At 39.0% G+C, this 17147-nt stretch carries 17 protein-coding genes; 12 read left to right on the top strand and 5 right to left on the bottom strand.

Features of this window, described 5'->3' with window-relative positions; genetic code table 11:
• The first annotated feature begins 93 nt into the window (after window positions 1–93).
• Together MHH37_RS17880 and MHH37_RS17875 are read left to right on the top strand one after the other, a co-directional pair.
• Window positions 94–1206, top strand: coding sequence for a GAF domain-containing sensor histidine kinase (locus MHH37_RS17880; RefSeq protein WP_008406491.1), 1113 nt, complete (start codon window positions 94–96; stop codon window positions 1204–1206).
• 12 nt (window positions 1207–1218) lie between these two features.
• Window positions 1219–1866 (top strand): response regulator transcription factor, encoded by a 648-nt coding sequence (locus tag MHH37_RS17875; protein ID WP_008406490.1) that lies wholly within the window; start codon window positions 1219–1221, stop codon window positions 1864–1866.
• Between the two features lie 73 nt (window positions 1867–1939).
• Here MHH37_RS17875 and MHH37_RS17870 read toward each other — a convergent pair whose 3' ends face one another.
• Together MHH37_RS17870 and MHH37_RS17865 are read right to left on the bottom strand one after the other, a co-directional pair.
• A complete protein-coding gene (locus MHH37_RS17870) occupies window positions 1940–3250 on the bottom strand; it encodes a hemolysin family protein (protein WP_173364530.1) in 1311 nt (436 codons plus the stop codon).
• Between the two features lie 436 nt (window positions 3251–3686).
• On the bottom strand, window positions 3687–3896 hold the full coding sequence (locus tag MHH37_RS17865) for a YheE family protein (RefSeq protein WP_008406488.1): 210 nt from the start codon (window positions 3894–3896) through the stop codon (window positions 3687–3689).
• Between the two features lie 108 nt (window positions 3897–4004).
• On the opposite strand from MHH37_RS17865, the gene MHH37_RS17860 reads away from it, so the two are divergent.
• The 7 genes from MHH37_RS17860 to MHH37_RS17830 all read left to right on the top strand — a co-directional run bounded on the left by MHH37_RS17860 (window position 4005) and on the right by MHH37_RS17830 (window position 9089).
• Complete coding sequence (locus MHH37_RS17860; protein ID WP_342574106.1) at window positions 4005–5150, top strand: DUF445 family protein; 1146 nt, start codon at window positions 4005–4007, stop codon at window positions 5148–5150.
• A gap of 22 nt (window positions 5151–5172) precedes the next feature.
• A complete protein-coding gene (locus MHH37_RS17855; RefSeq protein ID WP_008406486.1) occupies window positions 5173–5517 on the top strand; it encodes a YlbF family regulator in 345 nt (114 codons plus the stop codon).
• A gap of 168 nt (window positions 5518–5685) precedes the next feature.
• Window positions 5686–7188 carry a coproporphyrinogen III oxidase gene (locus MHH37_RS17850; RefSeq protein ID WP_342574105.1) on the top strand — a complete coding sequence of 501 codons (1503 nt, stop codon included), beginning with the start codon at window positions 5686–5688 and terminating at the stop codon, window positions 7186–7188.
• A gap of 67 nt (window positions 7189–7255) precedes the next feature.
• The gene (locus MHH37_RS17845) at window positions 7256–7378 is read left to right on the top strand and encodes a hypothetical protein (protein ID WP_342574103.1); all 123 of its coding nucleotides are present in this window, start codon (window positions 7256–7258) and stop codon (window positions 7376–7378) included.
• Between the two features lie 70 nt (window positions 7379–7448).
• Window positions 7449–7694: a DUF3006 domain-containing protein gene (locus tag MHH37_RS17840; RefSeq protein WP_342574102.1), complete on the top strand. Its 246-nt coding sequence runs from the start codon at window positions 7449–7451 to the stop codon at window positions 7692–7694.
• Between the two features lie 125 nt (window positions 7695–7819).
• Window positions 7820–8608 carry an HAD family hydrolase gene (locus tag MHH37_RS17835; RefSeq protein ID WP_342574101.1) on the top strand — a complete coding sequence of 263 codons (789 nt, stop codon included), beginning with the start codon at window positions 7820–7822 and terminating at the stop codon, window positions 8606–8608.
• A 106-nt stretch (window positions 8609–8714) separates the two neighbouring features.
• Window positions 8715–9089, top strand: a complete 375-nt coding sequence (locus MHH37_RS17830; RefSeq protein WP_342574099.1) for a DNA polymerase III subunit delta — start codon at window positions 8715–8717, stop codon at window positions 9087–9089.
• Between the two features lie 38 nt (window positions 9090–9127).
• Here MHH37_RS17830 and MHH37_RS17825 read toward each other — a convergent pair whose 3' ends face one another.
• Window positions 9128–10390, bottom strand: a complete 1263-nt coding sequence (locus MHH37_RS17825; RefSeq protein WP_342574098.1) for a polysaccharide deacetylase family protein — start codon at window positions 10388–10390, stop codon at window positions 9128–9130.
• Between the two features lie 225 nt (window positions 10391–10615).
• On the bottom strand, window positions 10616–12241 hold the full coding sequence (serA, locus tag MHH37_RS17820; RefSeq protein WP_342574097.1) for a phosphoglycerate dehydrogenase: 1626 nt from the start codon (window positions 12239–12241) through the stop codon (window positions 10616–10618).
• Between the two features lie 695 nt (window positions 12242–12936).
• Between serA and MHH37_RS17815 the strand changes: the two genes are divergently transcribed.
• The 3 genes from MHH37_RS17815 (at window position 12937) to MHH37_RS17805 (ending at window position 16769) form a co-directional block, all read left to right on the top strand.
• Window positions 12937–14622: an FAD-binding dehydrogenase gene (locus MHH37_RS17815; RefSeq protein ID WP_342574096.1), complete on the top strand. Its 1686-nt coding sequence runs from the start codon at window positions 12937–12939 to the stop codon at window positions 14620–14622.
• Between the two features lie 67 nt (window positions 14623–14689).
• Window positions 14690–15472: an enoyl-CoA hydratase gene (locus MHH37_RS17810; protein WP_008406477.1), complete on the top strand. Its 783-nt coding sequence runs from the start codon at window positions 14690–14692 to the stop codon at window positions 15470–15472.
• A gap of 127 nt (window positions 15473–15599) precedes the next feature.
• On the top strand, window positions 15600–16769 hold the full coding sequence (locus MHH37_RS17805; protein ID WP_008406476.1) for a hypothetical protein: 1170 nt from the start codon (window positions 15600–15602) through the stop codon (window positions 16767–16769).
• Window positions 16770–16905: 136 nt separating this feature from the next.
• Here the strand turns inward: MHH37_RS17805 and MHH37_RS17800 are convergent, their stop codons facing one another.
• Window positions 16906–17091 carry a YhzD family protein gene (locus tag MHH37_RS17800; RefSeq protein WP_008406474.1) on the bottom strand — a complete coding sequence of 62 codons (186 nt, stop codon included), beginning with the start codon at window positions 17089–17091 and terminating at the stop codon, window positions 16906–16908.
• Window positions 17092–17147 lie beyond the last annotated feature (56 nt).

Here is a 17147-nt window from a genome sequence, read left to right as displayed (position 1 = left end):
TTTTCATTCAAAAGTATGAGAGGGATAGCGGTGCGTACTATTTAATTGAAATGGTATGATAGAGAAAAGTGAAGTAGCAAAGGAAGAGCCAGTATGACAAAAGACCAATCTAATATTGCCATTTTAAAAGAAATTGCTGAGCTGTTAAACGAGGAAACAGAGATGATTCCGATGCTAAAGGGTGCGCTGTCGAAATTTTTAAGCGGGACAAAATTCGAAACGGGCTGGATTTTCTTTATCGATGAAAAAGGGAAATCGGAGCTTGTCGTGAAGCAGGATCTGCCGGATGCGCTGAACTATAACGAGTGCCACTATTTAAAGAAGGGCGGATGCTGGTGTGTATCACGGTTCCGCAATGAAGAGTTAAAAAAAGCTTCGAATATTATTGAATGTCAGCGCATCGAAAGTGCCATCGCAGCAAATGTAGGTGATCATAACGAAATTACCCATCATGCGACTGTACCATTGCAATCAGGTCAGGAACGCTTCGGGTTGCTCAATGTCGCTTCAAGAAATACGGTGCGCTTTTCTGATGAGGAGCTAGATTTACTTGAATCGGTTGCCTTTCAGATGGGTTCTGCGATTAAACGTATTTACCTGACAAATGAACAGCAGGAAATTGCACTTGTTCAGGAACGTAACCGGTTAGCACGCGATTTGCATGACTCTGTCAACCAGCTGCTCTTTTCGGTAACACTGACAGCCCGTGCAGGAGTTGAGATGAGTGATGAGCAGGATATTAAAGAAACGTTTAAAGATATTCAAGAGCTTACACAGGAAGCTTTGACGGAAATGCGTGCACTCATTTGGCAGCTCCGTCCAAAAGGGTTGGAAAGCGGACTGATCGAAGCGATTAAAGTGTATGCAGAAATGCTGAACCTGAAATTAACGGTCAATGTTTCGGGGGTCATTCAATTCCCGTCAAGAGTAGAGGAAACGCTTTTCCGAATTACTCAAGAAGCATTGAATAATGTACGGAAACATGCAGGTGTAAAGAATGTGGAAATATATATAAATGTGACCGCTACCGATGTATTACTCGTTGTAAACGATGCAGGCCATGGTTTTAATGTGGAGGCACATCGCCGCATACCATCAATTGGCATGCAATCAATTATTGACCGGGCACATGCAGTTGGAGGAACCGCGGATTGGGTAAGTAAAATAGGAAAAGGAACAGAATTACTTGTCCGTTTACCATACTAGGGGGGGGATTTGATGATACGGGTACTAATAGCAGATGACCATCATGTAGTAAGACGAGGGTTATTATTCTTTTTAAAAACCCAAAAGGATATCGAAGTTGTAGGGGAAGCGAAAAACGGATTAGAGGCAGTAGAGCTTGTTGAACAACTTTCTCCCGATATTGTTTTAATGGACCTCGTCATGCCTGAGATGGACGGCATCCAGGCAACTAAAAAAATAAAAAAGAATTGGCCGCATATTAAAGTACTGATGCTGACAAGCTTTTCGGATAAAGACCATGTGCTTCCGGCAATTGATGCAGGGGCTTCAGGCTACCAGCTAAAAGATATCGAACCGGATGATCTAGTTGAATCGATTCGGCAAATTATGCGCGGTGAAAATACGATCCATCCGGATGCGACTTCGCAATTGGAAGAAGGGCTGCGTGAAGATGAGAATAAGCCCCATATTTTAAATCCACTGACACCTAGGGAACAGGATGTATTGGCGGAACTGACAAAGGGCAAGAGCAACAGGGAGATCGCTTCTTCGTTATATGTAACGGAAAAAACGGTTAAAACCCATATATCGAATATTTTTGCGAAGCTCCATGTACAGGACCGTACACAGGCGGCTTTATATGCAGTAAAGCATAATTTGACTGAGACGAACGAAAGCTAAATAAGGGTAAATAAATAACCGGAATTAAAAACCACACTTTTCCTACTGGAGAAAGTGTGGTTTTTTGTATCAATTATAGAATTTCCTCGTCTGTCGTTTCAGACGGTGGAAGTTTTGTTACTTCAATATACAAAATGTGATGACCGTCCAGTTCAGTTACTTTGAACTGATAACCTTCTGATTCAATTATATCGCCCTCTTGAACATCAAAGCGTTGAGTCATGAACCATCCGCCGATTGTATCGATATCTTCATCTTCAATTGTTGTACCTAAAATATCATTCATTTCCTGCAATAACATTTTAGAGTCAAAGATGTAGTGGTCTTCAGCGATTTCCTGAATTTCCGGAATTTCATCTTCATCGAATTCATCTTGAATATCACCGATAATTTCCTCGATAATATCTTCAATTGTTACTAAACCGGAAGTACCGCCGTATTCATCCATTAAAATTGCGAGGTGAATACGTTCATTTTGAATTTTTAATAATAAATCACTGACAGGAATTGTTTCGATTACTCGAATAACCGGTTGCATATAATCATCAACAAGCTTATCGCCATTTGCAGCATCTTTAATATAAGCTGTTAATAAATGCTTCATGTTAACAAGGCCGATGACATGGTCTTTGTCACCATCTGTAACCGGATAACGTGTATATTGTTCAATGCCCATTACTTCAAATACTTCGCGAATCGTTTGACCTCTTTCAATACTGATAATTTCAGTTCGAGGTACCATTATCTCCTTCGCTATTCGATCAGAAAACTCAAAAATACTATTAACATATTCGTATTCAGAGTGGTTAATTTCCCCACCTTTAAAGCTGTCTGATAAAATCATGCGAAGCTCTTCTTCAGAGTGTGCTTCTTCAGATTCAGAAATCATTTTTAAGCCGAAAAGCCCAGTTAATCCACGTGCCGACCCGTTTAAAGCACGGATGAATGGGTACATGATGTTATGGAACAAAATTAAAAATCCAGATAGATTTAATGTTACGGCTTCTGCTTTCTGAATAGCGAGAGTTTTTGGTGCTAATTCCCCTACGACAACGTGTATGAACGTTACGAGTGAGAAGGCAACAATAAATGAAAGAACAGTTGTGACATTACCGCTTAAGTTAAAGAACTCAAATATTGGATGAAGAATAATTTCGAAAGTCGGTTCTCCGAGCCATCCGAGTCCTAATGCCGTAATTGTAATTCCGAGCTGACAAGCAGATAAATACTCATCAAGGTTTGAAATTACTTTTTTTGCCCGGATTGCAGATTTATTTCCTTCTGCAACGAGCTGATCAATTTTTGTCGTTCTTACTTTAACTATTGCAAACTCAGTTGCAACGAAAAATGCCGTAGCGGCAATTAAGATAGCAAATGCTATCAACCTAATGGTTAGTTCGATTCCTATGTCTACGTCCAACTATATTCCCTATCTGCGGCGCAAATGAGCGAGGCAAATAAAGAGTACACCTCCTAAAAAAATTTTAATACTACAATCATAAAATATTTGCGTAAAAAAACAATTTTCCAATTTGTAATTTGAGGAAAAAAATATTGGAGTGAAATTGGAATAGCCACTCGATAATTGAATTTTAATATTGAAGAAATAAATAATTAGTAGATGAGCATAAATTGATAGAAAATTGAAATTACAATAGATTTATGATACTGTGAAATGGTAGATAATGATAATTTAATAGGCAGGAAAATTAGCAACCGCCAGCAATAATTTCCTGCAGCCAGCTATTAAATTATGATTAACTCGAAACGCGCATAAAAATGGGAGCATCGAAAATTCGATTGCTCCCATTTCTTTTTATTTATTCATAAACGTGAAAGAGCATTAACTCGTGAATCATTTTCTCAAGCTGTTCTTTCTGTTCTTCAGCAGGGCTTTCCCCAAAGAATTTGATGCTTCCGTCTTTATAATATTCAGCTACATAACGTTTCTGCTCATAGAAAAAGCGGATGGACCACCCCGGAATTTGACTGTTTTCAAATAATGGCTTATAGCTAAAATGTTGAATCATGAAACTTCCCTCCCATTTTTATCGTACAAGAAAGTAGTACATTGTTGCAATTTTTCTTTTTTGAAATTAATAATAGAACATAGACATGATGAAGAAAGAGTGAGCAAAATGGGAGAATTTATTTCGCTAATATTCCTGCTGGGTGTTGTAGGGGCTGTCGTTGGTGCAGCGACGAACTATATGGCAATCAAAATGCTGTTTAGACCTTATAAGCCAATCTACTTTAAAAAATGGAAGCTGCCATTAACACCGGGTCTGATCCCAAAACGCCGCGAGGATTTGGCTATTCAGTTAGGGAAAACCGTTACAGAATATTTACTGACACCTGAAACAATTAAGAAAAAATTTTTATCAAAGGAAATACGTGAAAATGTATTAACCTTTGCGCAAAATAAAGTGACGCAAGAAATATTTACAAATGAAAAAACGATTAATGACTGGACTCGTTTGGCAGGATTCACACATTTACCGCAAACAGTCGAAGGGAAAGTGGATGAACTTATTCACGTGCAGTTCCATAAAGTAAAAAATACGTTATCTACAAAAGCCATTCGTGAACTATTACCGAATGATTTGGAGCCAGTATTGGACCAGAAAATCGATGAGGCAGTCGTACAGATTTTGCAAAAGGGTGAAGATTATTTTCTGTCGCCGGAAGGTACGATGACAATCAAAAATATGCTGGATGACTTCTTGTCGACAAAAGGTTCATTTGGCGGCATGATCCAGATGTTTTTAGGAGACTCGACATCACTTGTTGATAAAGTACAGCGTGAACTTATAAAGTTTTTAAAAGCTCCAGGAACAGCTGCACTTTTAAATCGGATTTTCACAACAGAATGGGAAAAAATTAAAAATCGCCCGGCAATGGACTTTATGAATGATGTAAACTTTGATACGATTGAAACGAGTATCCAAAGCTATGCAAAAAATGCATTGGCATTGGAGGCACGCCTGGATAAAACGATTAATGACTATTGGCCACAAGGAAAAGACTGGGCTACAAATGATCTGCTCCCTAAAATGATGGATAAAACATTTATTGCAGTAGAAGGAAAAATCGAAGACGTACTGAAGCGACTGAATTTAGCGGAAGTCGTTCGAGAGCAAGTAGATTCTTTCCCTATCGCCAAATTAGAAGAGCTTGTACTAGGTATTATTAGTAAAGAGCTGAAATTAATCACATGGCTGGGCGGCATTATTGGTGGTCTTGTCGGGATCATTCAAGCGTTAATCGTCTTTTTGACGAACTAAAAAGAGAAAGTAGGAATATTACATGATTAATATTTATGAAGATATTAATAAACTTGAAGCAACATTCCGCAAGACTGATGAGTTTCAAAATTTAAAGAACGCAGTGGAAACTGTACGTGCAGATGAGGAAGCTAAAGTATTATTCACAAACTTCCGCGATGTTCAATTAAAGATGCAGGACAAACAAAATGCTGGTGAAGAAATTACAGAAGAAGAGTATGTATTTTTACAAAAAACAGCACAGTTAGCTCAGCAAAATCCAAAAATTATTGGTATGCTGGAAGCGGAGATGGCTTTAAGTGCAGTAATTCAAGAAATTAACCGTATTATCACACAGCCAATCCAAGCAATGTACGACGGACTATAAGATTCAAAGGGGTCACACTTTTGTGTGGCTCCTTTTTATTTTGAGGATAATGAGGGCAATATCCCAATTAAATTTACTAACAATAAACATGTTTTTTTTCTTCTACCTTAATATTTGTTACAATGAGATAGATTTTTTATTTAATATCATAAGAAGGTAGAGAATAACATGAAAACGATTCATATTAATGAGCAATTCAAAGAAGACTGGACACGTGTTCTTAATCATATAGCCAATTTATTTTACGAGGATTCCGTTATTCAAATCGAGCAGGACGGTTCGGATATGTCGATTGAGTTTAACAAGTCTATCGATGAAAATTTTACGATTTCCACATTTGCCAAGCTTAACGTCGAGGGCCAGGAATATACAAGCGACTATTCGATTAAGTATTCGACAGAAGGAACGGAAAAAGAGCAAAACATCCGCATGAAGCGGGCACTGTCACATGTCATGCTTGATGTACTTGAACAATATTCCGGTATGACTCAGCAGTGGGGGATTTTAACAGGAGTACGTCCGACTAAGCTTTATCATAAATATCGTAAAGAAGGTATGAACGATGAGCAGATTGCCGCTGTACTGAAAGAGGACTACCGTATTTCAGATCAGAAAATCGCATTGATGAAGGCAATTGTTGAGCGTCAACTTACGGTTATTCCGGATTTGGACGAGCTTGGTAAAGAAATTTCTATTTATATTGGGGTTCCGTTTTGCCCGACAATGTGTGCTTATTGTACATTCCCGGCCTATGCGATCCAGTCAAATCGTAAGGCGGGTCGTGTAGAAAAATTTATCGATGGCCTGCATATCGAGTTGCGTGAAATGGGCAAATGGCTGACGGAAAAGAATATGCGCATTACTTCGATTTACTGGGGCGGGGGAACACCGACTTCAATCGAGGCACATGAAATGGATGCATTATATAAAACAATGTTTGATGCTTTCCCGAATCCAGAGTCCATTCGAGAAATTACTGTAGAAGCAGGGCGACCGGATACAATTACACCGGAAAAAATAGAAGTGCTGAAAAAATGGGGCATTGACCGCATTTCTGTAAATCCGCAAAGTTATACACAAGAAACATTGAAAGCAATCGGACGCCACCATACTGTAGAAGAAACAGTCGAGAAGTTTTGGCTATCACGCAATTCCGGTATGAATAATATTAATATGGATTTGATTATTGGCTTGCCCAACGAAGGTATCGAAGAATTCAAGCATTCATTAGCGGAATCGGCAAAAATGCAGCCTGAAAGTTTAACGGTGCATACACTTAGCTTTAAGCGAGCATCAGAAATGACGCGAAATAAAGATAAATATAAAGTAGCGGACCGTGATACAGTAGGGAAAATGATGCAGATGGCAACAGACTGGACAGCTGAAAACGGCTATGTTCCATATTACTTGTACCGCCAGAAAAATATTTTAGGAAACTTGGAAAACGTCGGCTATTGTAAACCGGAAGAAGAATCGATCTACAATATTGTCATTATGGAAGAAGTGCAAACAATTTTAGGTATCGGCTGCGGGGCTTCTTCAAAGTTCGTACATCCAACGACCGGCAAAATTACACAGTTCCATAATCCGAAAGATCCAGCAGCATATATCCTGACATTTGAAGAATCGATCGCGAAGAAAATCGCCATTTTAGATGAGCTTTATTCTTAATCGTTAGTCTTCAAACATCACCAAATAGCACAACCAAACAATTGGTATGTGCTATTTGTCTTTTTTTGTGAAGAAGATTTTTATATCAGATCAAATGGACAGGTATGGTCACCCGCATGCGGAAGTAATCGATATATGGCAAGATGTAAATAGTGAAGTTTTAGTACTGCCGAAGCAGGAACGATTGTGATCAAAGCAGATGGGGTAACATATGAAATAGATGCACAGTCAATTAGTCAATGCGAAAGGGGAAGGTGTAAATGAACTACAATAAATACACGCTAGACCGATTTGATGGGGAGTACGCGATTTTTTTAAAACGCTCAAACGAAACGGAGCAGCTCCTGATCCATCATGCTGAAATTCCATCAGAGATAAAAGAAGGCGATATTGTAAGTATTCAGGACGATGGTTTCGACTATAAGATTGAATTATTGAGAGAAGAAACGGCAAACCAAAAACAGCGTGTCGATAATCTGTTGCAGCAATTACGAAATAAGGAATAAAAGTTCTTCTCATTCTAAATTGAAGTTAACCTCGAAAAGTTTGAAAAGTCAAAAAAGTATCGGAAATTTTACGCTTTAGTATGGTAAAATATATGGGTACATATATTAATTTTAGGAGCGTAACAATGGCTATCAAAACAATTATTTTCGATTTGGATGATACATTATTATTCGATCAACTTTCGGTAAAAACGGCATTTGAAAAAACATGTGACTATGCTGCGACTAAGACAAACGTCAACTCTCAGCAATTGGAAGAGGCTGTTAGATCAGCGGCACGCAGTCTTTATGAAAGTTACCCTACATATGACTACACAGTCTTAATCGGTATTAACCCATTTGAAGGTCTTTGGGGGACGTTTGATGATCCGACACCACAATTTCAGCAGATGAAAGAAATAGTGCCTGCTTATCGGACTGAGGCTTGGACAAAAGGTTTAGCGGCAGTCGGAATTGAAGTTGCAGCATTAGGCGCAGAGCTAGGGGAGCGTTTCGTAGAGGAACGTAAAAAAGCACCGTTTTTCTATGACGATACATTTGCGGTATTGGATGAATTAAAAGGGAAATACGAGCTTGTTTTATTAACGAACGGTGCACCGAGCTTACAAAATTTAAAGTTGGAGATTACGCCGGAGATTGTACCTTATTTTGACCATATCATTATTTCAGGTGATTTTGGTAAGGGGAAACCGGATGCTTCTATTTTTGAATTTGTAATGGAAAAAGCACAGGTTACTAAAGATGAAGCGATAATGGTCGGCGATAATTTAATGACCGATATTTTAGGCTCGTCGCGTGTCGGTATGCGCAATGTTTGGATTAACCGCGAAAGTAAGCCGCACAATCCGGATATTGTCCCGACATATGAAGTAACTTCGCTTACAGAATTTTTACAGTTAGTGAAAACATTATAAACTAGCAGACGCACTTTAATTAAGTGCGTCTTTTGTATTAAATGAATGAATTTTCTAAAAATTCATGCTATAATAGGTGTATGAAAGGGATGAAAGAGGTTTTTTTATGGTAAATAATAATACTTGTCGCTGTGAAAACTGCGGCCGCACAAACAACTTAGTTCAGATCGATCGGGTTACGATTGACCATCATACAGCATACCTTTGTTTGGCATGTGAACATGTGCTTCATTTACCTGAAAACAAAAACCGATTTTTCAGCCTTGTACGCAGCAAAAACAGAAAACAGGCCAATCCTGAGATGGAAAGAATACACCGTATACTGTCTGCATTTATTGCAGTTGGTGTCTTATTTTTTGTTGCGATTGCAGCATTAGGGGTAGCGCAAAGCACGGACCTTGTCACATTGCCACTTTTTGAAGCTGACTCCATTCTAATAAATGAGCACTTAAGCTTTTTACAATTAAAAGAATATCAATAAGTTAGGGACCTGTTGAAACATTCACCAGGTCCTTTTATTTATTTCCCTAACAGTTCAGAGACGGTCACAAATTCATAGCCTTGTTTTTGGAGTGTAGCGAGAATCTCATCCAATGCATCGGCAGTCGTCTGGTGAATATCATGCATTAATACGATACTGCCATTTTTTGCACCTTCTTTTACCGCAAGTACCGTTTTTTTCGGGTCACGATGCTTCCAGTCAAGTGTATCAATTGTCCACAGCACGTTCGGAACATTTAATTGGTCTATAATCGTTTCGTCATAGCTTCCATATGGCGGGCGGAAGACGGTTGCCCGTTGACCGATTGTCGATTTAATAATTGCATCGGTTGACTGGATTTGCTGCTTTATATCCTCTGGTTGCAATGTTGTCAGTTTTTCATGATTAAATGTATGATTGCCAATTTCATGGCCTGCGTTATAGACCGCTTTTAAAACTTCAGGATGTTCCTTCACCTCTTGCCCCACAACAAAAAATGTTGCCTTTGCATCGTATTTTTCTAGTGTTTTTAAAATTTGTTTTGTCACTTTTGGATGGGGTCCATCATCGAAGGTTAAGGCGATTTTCTTATCGGTTGCTGGTTTAGGAGTGACTGGTTTTACCGGTTTTTCTTTTTCGACAGGCGGTGTAATCAGTCCATTTGTCAGCACATAACCTGATAATTTATCCGTTGTGACAAATGCCCACCCTTTTAAATTTGTGAGCATTGTAACAGGGCTGTTTTTACGTAACACCCCGATTTCCTGACTCGAAGAACTAGCGATTTCCCTTACAACTAAATCGGCTGAACTTTTGACGATCATTGCTTTTGAAACAGGTTTTACAAGAGCCTGCTGATTTACAAAGCCCGCAAGCTTTCCGTATTTTACGAAAACAAAGTCGGCTGTTGCAGACCCGTAAAGCTCTACAATTGTATTTAAATGGAGTTTTCCTTTAATTTCGCTCTGTAGATTATTCGTCACACGCACAAGTGGCTCTTCTTTCGCTTGTACGAGCATATATTGAGGGGATGCAGACTTTAAATATTCACTTGGAATATAGCCGATCACCGTTTTGTATTGGATTTCAGTCCATCCGTCCGCTTCTGAAAGTACGATAACGGGCGTTGCTTTTGACAAAGTAATCAATTTTTTTTGTAACGTCTCATCGAACACTTCGGTCTCTTTTGTTGTAATTTTAATTGTGGCAGAAGGGGCTGCTGCATGAACACGCTCGTTATTTACTAGAGAAACACCAACGATACAGAAAACAATTAATAAGAAATAAAGTATTTTTCTCAACTAAACTCTCCTTTTAGTTAAAAGTGAGCGAATAGAGTGAACTGTTGATGGGAATCGGGTAGGGTTCTTCACTTTCGCCAAGTTTTATGTAAGATTTTATCCGATCGAAGTTTCAAATAATAAGAGATAAAATCGTCCTTTAAACTTATGTATGCGAATTGAAAATATGTTAAAACAAAAAAACTACTGATGAACGAAATTTCCGTTCATCAGTAGCGGGAATAATTAAAGTGTAATAGCTTTTACTTCATCGATATTTTCAAGTTGTGCTACAAAAATTAAATCTTCTGTTGTTACTTCGTTATCAACGACAAGCATCATGACTGCAGAGCCGCCGATTTGATCGCGACCTACTTGCATTGTTGCGATATTAATATCTTTTTCAGCCAACTTAGTAGCAACACGGCCGATTGAACCCGGCTTATCTTGGTTTTTAATGTAAAGCAGGTTGCCGTTTGGAATGACATCAACTACGAAGCCTTCTACTTTAACGATACGGGCACCAAGACCATTTAATAACGTACCAGCTACTGTATGTGTTTCTGTTTCTGTTACGATTTCAACCGTGATTAAATTTGTGAAGCCTTTAGCAGTTGTTGTTTTATGTTCATTAATTTGAATGCCGATACGCTCAGCCAAGTATCGTGCGTTTACGTCATTTACGTGAGAGCCGTGGTTCGTTGAAAGCAGTCCTTTAATGGCATTTGCTGTTAATGGACGTACATCAAAGTTTGCAACTTCACCAGCATAAGAAATATTTAATTGTTTGATGCTTTCTTCAGTAACTTGGATTAAAAACTTACCAAGCTTTTCAGCTAAAGCGAAGAACGGCTCTACTTCAGCAAGCTTTTCTTTCGGAATAGATGGCATGTTTACTGGGTTTGTTACAGTACCTGTTTTAAAGAATTTAATAATATCATTTGATACATCGACTGCTACTGATTCTTGTGCTTCTACTGTAGATGCACCTAAGTGAGGTGTTGCAATCACCTGTGGCAAAGTTAATAGTTTATGATCTGTTGCAGGCTCTTGTACGAATACATCAAGTGCGGCACCTGCTACTTTGCCTTCAACAATCGCATCGTATAGATCATCTTCGTTAATGATTCCGCCGCGAGCACAGTTGATAATTCGTACACCGTCTTTCATAATGGCAAAACGTTCTTTGTTAATGATATTACGTGTTTCAGGTAAAAGTGGTGTATGAACCGTTACAAAGTCTGCTGCTGCACATACTTCGTCGACAGTACCTTTTGTAATACCTAATTCTTTTGCACGTTCTTCAGTTAAAAATGGGTCATAGGCAATTACGTCCATACGTTGACCTTTTGCACGGTAAGCCACTTCGGCACCGATACGGCCCATTCCGATAACACCTAATGTTTTGTTTTTAAGTTCAACCCCAACATAAGACTTACGATCCCATTTCCCATTTTTTAATGTATTGAATGCTTGTGGTATAAAGCGGGCAAGAGATGTCATCATTGCAATTGTATGCTCAGCCGCAGAGTTCGTGTTCCCGTCTGGAGCGTTCACAACAATAATTCCGTGCTCTGTTGCGGCATTTAAATCGATGTTATCAACACCGACACCCGCACGCCCGATTAATTTCAGGTTTTTCGCTGCTTCAATGACTTCGCGTGTAACCGTTGTTTGAGAGCGGACAAGTAATACATCCACATCCGCAATACGAGCGATTAATTGTTCAGGTGCCAGCCCTGTATCAACAATGATATTTAAATCTAATTCTGTTTCTTGACGAAGCGGAAAAATACCGTCATCACTTAATGGATCTGCAATAAATACGTTAATTGTTTTTGTCGCCTTTTCGATTAATTGTGTCCCTGTCATAATAATCTCTCCTTAAAATTCACTATTATTTTTAAAAATCTATACAAAAAAAGCCTTCCGTCCCTTACGAATAACGTAAGGGGCGAAAGGCATTCAATAAACAAATCGCGGTACCACCCTTATTCGTTGCCGACTAATAGAAAAAATAGTCATACAACCTTATCAATATGCGTAACGTGCATGGGACGGAATAACTTACTTGGGGTTTTCGGCTATTCTATTCAAGAGTGGAACGTATTTAGTGTATACACTGGTTCACACCGACCACCAGCTCTCTTTGCTATACAAAACTAAACAGTATGTCTCTATCACAATAGTTTGTCGTTTTTAAATTTGATAACATCATAAACCCGATTGTTCATCTTTGTCAACGAAATTTTCAAAATTAATAAATAATTAGTGAAATAATCAGCTGATATGCGGTTGTTTTACGAACTATCTTTAAAGTTGTTAATATTAATGTTCGTAATTGGCAAAAAGTATGAAAGCGCTAACGATATTGATTTAAAGGGATTTGTTTGAATTTACAGAAAAATTATGATCCATCGTATTCATCGGAAAATAACGGTTTTACTATTTCGCTAAAATTTTGCCTTAATTTAAATTTTCGAAGCTTTAAAGAAAAATTATTAGAAGGGGAAATAAAAAATAACACGAAATTGTATAACAGGTGCACTGACAAAGGGGGAGTAGAAATGCATTATGATGCAATTGTTATCGGAGCAGGGCTGGCAGGATTAACTGCAGTTTGTCAGCTTATAGATGCGCAAAAAAAGGTATTGCTTGTTGATCAGGAGCCCGAAAATTCATTCGGGGGTCAGGCATTTTGGTCATTTGGGGGACTATTTTTAGTAGATACCCCTGAACAGAGGAGGTTAGGTATAAAAGACAGTAAGGAGCTCGCATGGCAAGATTGGCGCGGCTCTGCTGGATTCGACCGATTAGAGGATGAGGATTACTGGGCATATGAATGGGCAAAGGCCTATGTAGATTTTGCAGCGGGAGAAAAATATCAATGGCTAAAATCACAGGGCATTCAATTTTTCCCGGTTGTCGGCTGGGCGGAGCGTGGGGGTGCTTTAGCAGGCGGGCATGGGAATTCGGTTCCCCGGTTTCATATCGTTTGGGGTACTGGGCCAGCGATTGTAGAAGCTTTTGCGAATAAAGTATTACAAGCATCGGAAAGCGGGTTCATCGATTATTTGCCGCGCCACCAAGTAACGGATTTAATGACGGAGGATGGGGCGGTAACTGGTATTCAAGGTAATATTTTAGAAAACTGTATCATTCGCCGCGGGGAAGAAAGTTCCAGAGAAGTCATCGGAACATTTGAATATACGGCAGATGCAGTCGTAGTGGCTAGCGGTGGAATCGGAGCAAATTTAGAACTTGTCAAAGAAAATTGGCCATCACGACTAGGACTGCCACCAGAAAATATGGTGTCGGGCGTACCTGCATTTGTCGATGGAAAAATGCTCGAAATTACCGAGCGAGCAGGCGGGCGGATCGTCAATCGAGACCGTATGTGGCATTATACGGAAGGCTTAAAAAACTGGGATCCGATATGGAAAAACCATGGAATACGTATATTGCCCGGACCGTCATCGATGTGGTTTGATGCAAGAGGAGACCGGTTTAAAGCTCCAAATTTTCCTGGATTTGATACACTCAGCACACTCGAAGCAATCCAAAAAACCGGATATGATTATTCCTGGTTTATTTTGACGGAAAAAATAATCGAAAAAGAATTTGCATTATCCGGTTCTGAGCAAAATATGGATTTGACAAATAAAAGTATAAAGGACGTGCTGAAGCGTGTTTTACCTGGGCCGCCTAAAGCTGTTCAGGCATTCAAAGAAAACGGGGAAGACTTTGTCATTGCAGATAGTTTAAAAGATTTAGTCGAAGGTATGAATAAACTGGCAGGCAATGACATGCTTGATTTTATGCACATTAAAGAACAAATCTTGGCGCGCGACCGTGAAATCGAAAATCCCTTTTCAAAAGATGCACAAATCAATGCATTGCATGGAGCGAGAAACTATATAGGGGATAAATTGATTCGTGCTGCCTCACCTCATAAAATCTTGGACCCGAAAGCCGGGCCGTTAATTGCGGTACGTTTAAATATCCTTACACGAAAAACGTTAGGAGGATTACAAACCAACTTAAACGGGCAAGTACTAAATGATGAGGGCAACCCTGTTCAAGGCCTCTTTGCAGCAGGGGAAGTCAGTGGCTTTGGCGGGGGCGGCGTACACGGTTACCGTTCATTGGAAGGAACATTTTTAGGCGGTTGCTTATTTACAGGAATGAAGGTCGGTAAATATTTAGGCACTTTAAAGCCTGTACCGAACAAAGCCAAAGCGATAGAAGTATGAAAAATAAAGGAGATATGAAGGCATTTGTCGAAATGAATGATTATTCATAAATAAGGGGTGTATACAATTGAACTTTGAAACAATTAACTTGGAAATTGCGGAGCGAAAAGCAACATTAACATTAAATCGCCCGAATGCTATGAATGCAATGGATTTTACGATGATGCGAGAGCTGGCGGATTGCTTTGAAGCGCTACATAATGAAAAGGATGTTCAAATTCTTATCATTAGAGGAGAAGGGAGAGTCTTCTCAGCGGGTGGCGATGTTAAAATGATGGTATCATCAGACGACTTTTCTGATTTTGGGACGATTATGGAAGACATTTCACGTTTAGTGAAGGCTTACTATACACTTCCGATGATTACGATTGCACAAATTCATGGTGCTGCAGCTGGTTTAGGCTTCAGCCTGGCACTAGGAAGCGATATCATTGTTGCGGAGCAATCGAGTAAATTAGCGATGAACTTTATTGGAATCGGTTTGGTTCCGGACGGTGCTGGACACTTCTTTATGAAGGAACGTCTAGGGACACCAAAAGCGAAGCAAATGATATGGGAAGGAAAAGTGTTAAACGGGAATGAAGCGTTAGCATTAGGACTCATTGATTATAACGTGGAAGATGGTCAGGCATCTGTAACAGTGGACCAACTTGTAGGTAAGCTGCTGGCATCACCGATTTTGGCGATGATTGAAACAAAGCAGATTTTGCATAATTCGAATTTGCCTCATTTAGAGAAAGTTTTGGAAGGCGAATCAGCAGGGCAAGTGAAAATGCGCCAAACACAGGACCATTTAGAAGGAATTCAGGCATTTGTCGGAAAGAGAATGCCGCAATTTGAAGGAAAATAGATATATGTCGGAGGAAGCTAGTGAAACATCGCTGGCTCCTCCTTTTTTATTGGGCAATAAAATATTTACTGTACAACATTACCGAATGCTTATATGATAGGGAAAGACGAAAAATGGAGGTACCTTCATGGACCAAATTTGGCTATCAAATAACCGGCGACAAATTGTGCACAATGTGTATTGTCCCAATATAAATGATGCGATTGCAATTTGCGAAATTGAACTAAAACAGCTAGATCAGGAACAGAGTAATTATTTGGAAGTGCCTTTTGAGCAATATCATGAAATACATGCACATTTTAATAATAGCGATATTATTAAACAAGGTGCTTTCACATATGAGCAAGTCCGTCATATATTAGATGCTGGTAATATCCACAATCTAGTAATTGATGAAAGAGGTTGTATCGATTTTAAGAAAGAAATAATCGGAATGAGTACCGCAATTTCTTTCGCCCAAAGTAAATGGAATGGTGCAGAACGAAGTACCGCAGTTGAAAATGCAGTTCTGACAGGTCTAACAGTAATAGGAGAACCGTTTGCTGAAGAAATAATCGAAAAGCAAATCGATAACCTGAATATTGTGGACCATATTGAGCTGGATGAAGGTATTGCTAGTGCAGTAAAGAAAAACGGTGCAAAAGCAGTAGTGAAGAGGATGGCTAGTACGGCGACGAAAAAGGCGATGTACAGCTCTGTGATCGCTAAAAAAGCCATCACATTACTAAATGCAAATGTTGTAACAGGAGCCATCGTAACAGGTGTCATGTCGAGCGTCGATATTATCCGTGCGATTAAAAATCAGATGTCTCCGGCACAACTATTTAAAAATATTTCCAAAACAGCTGCAAGTGTTGCAGGGAGTATTATTGGTTTAATCGTTGGCGGAGGAATCGGCTTATCGATTCCAAATGTTAGTACAACGGTCATCAGTTTAATAGGCGGGATCATCGGTCTTATTATAGGGAGTATATTGACGACAACTCTTGTCAAAAAAGTACTTGATCTATTTATAAAAGATGATGCTGTTAAAATGCTGGAAATTTTTAATGAGGAGCTTGTCAATTTAGTAGAGCAATATTTATTGAATGAAAAAGAGCTTCAACTAGTGTTAAGCGATTTTAATGAAATGTATAATATGCAGGAAGAGTTTCGGAAGATGTATGCAACAGAGGATCGTGTTGCCTATGCTAGAACTATGATCGAAAAGGAATTGAATCGTATCGTTCGGCTGCGCATGTATTTGCAAGTGCCAACAAATGAAGAACTATATGAGGCAATAAAACGTTTAGTATAAAAAAGAGGTGCCCTGAATTTCAGGGCACCTTCTCATTTACCCCAAATTAACGGGGAGTAATTTAGTATTCTAGATAGCACAGCGGCAGAGGAAGGACCCCCACCGCACGGATTGAAGTTATACTTTATGTACGTTTTTAAACGTGGAATAAAATTAATTTACCAGATGAATTTACTAGTCGGTGAGTTTTTTCAGCAATACCTTTTTCTTCGATTTGCTTTTGACCTTCGATTTTTGCTGCGTCATCGTTTGCGAAATTCCACACTTCATCAAATAATGTTTCCCCAGTTTTTTCAAATGCAGTAAAACGATAATTCTCCATTTAAACCACCCTTTATAAGCAAGATAATATAATTATACTAGAAATTTTCCGATAAT

It is taken from the genome of Solibacillus sp. FSL K6-1781, assembly GCF_038630735.1.
In the GTDB taxonomy this organism is placed as follows: Bacteria; Bacillota; Bacilli; order Bacillales_A; family Planococcaceae; genus Solibacillus; species Solibacillus silvestris.
The sequence above is the reverse complement of the archived record's forward strand: the minus strand, read 5'-3'. Positions and strand labels throughout refer to the sequence as shown.

What these genes read in the sequence shown, in the direction of transcription:
- MHH37_RS17855 (WP_008406486.1), top strand. Translation starts at nt 5,173, where the DNA reads ATGATTAATATTTATGAAGATATTAATAAACTTGAAGCAACATTCCGC.
- MHH37_RS17800 (WP_008406474.1), bottom strand. Translation starts at nt 17,091, where the DNA reads ATGGAGAATTATCGTTTTACTGCATTTGAAAAAACTGGGGAAACATTA.
- serA (WP_342574097.1), bottom strand. Translation starts at nt 12,241, where the DNA reads ATGACAGGGACACAATTAATCGAAAAGGCGACAAAAACAATTAACGTA.
- MHH37_RS17815 (WP_342574096.1), top strand. Translation starts at nt 12,937, where the DNA reads ATGCATTATGATGCAATTGTTATCGGAGCAGGGCTGGCAGGATTAACT.
- MHH37_RS17865 (WP_008406488.1), bottom strand. Translation starts at nt 3,896, where the DNA reads ATGATTCAACATTTTAGCTATAAGCCATTATTTGAAAACAGTCAAATT.
- MHH37_RS17805 (WP_008406476.1), top strand. Translation starts at nt 15,600, where the DNA reads ATGGACCAAATTTGGCTATCAAATAACCGGCGACAAATTGTGCACAAT.
- MHH37_RS17835 (WP_342574101.1), top strand. Translation starts at nt 7,820, where the DNA reads ATGGCTATCAAAACAATTATTTTCGATTTGGATGATACATTATTATTC.
- MHH37_RS17875 (WP_008406490.1), top strand. Translation starts at nt 1,219, where the DNA reads ATGATACGGGTACTAATAGCAGATGACCATCATGTAGTAAGACGAGGG.
- MHH37_RS17880 (WP_008406491.1), top strand. Translation starts at nt 94, where the DNA reads ATGACAAAAGACCAATCTAATATTGCCATTTTAAAAGAAATTGCTGAG.
- MHH37_RS17860 (WP_342574106.1), top strand. Translation starts at nt 4,005, where the DNA reads ATGGGAGAATTTATTTCGCTAATATTCCTGCTGGGTGTTGTAGGGGCT.
- MHH37_RS17840 (WP_342574102.1), top strand. Translation starts at nt 7,449, where the DNA reads ATGAACTACAATAAATACACGCTAGACCGATTTGATGGGGAGTACGCG.
- MHH37_RS17850 (WP_342574105.1), top strand. Translation starts at nt 5,686, where the DNA reads ATGAAAACGATTCATATTAATGAGCAATTCAAAGAAGACTGGACACGT.
- MHH37_RS17830 (WP_342574099.1), top strand. Translation starts at nt 8,715, where the DNA reads ATGGTAAATAATAATACTTGTCGCTGTGAAAACTGCGGCCGCACAAAC.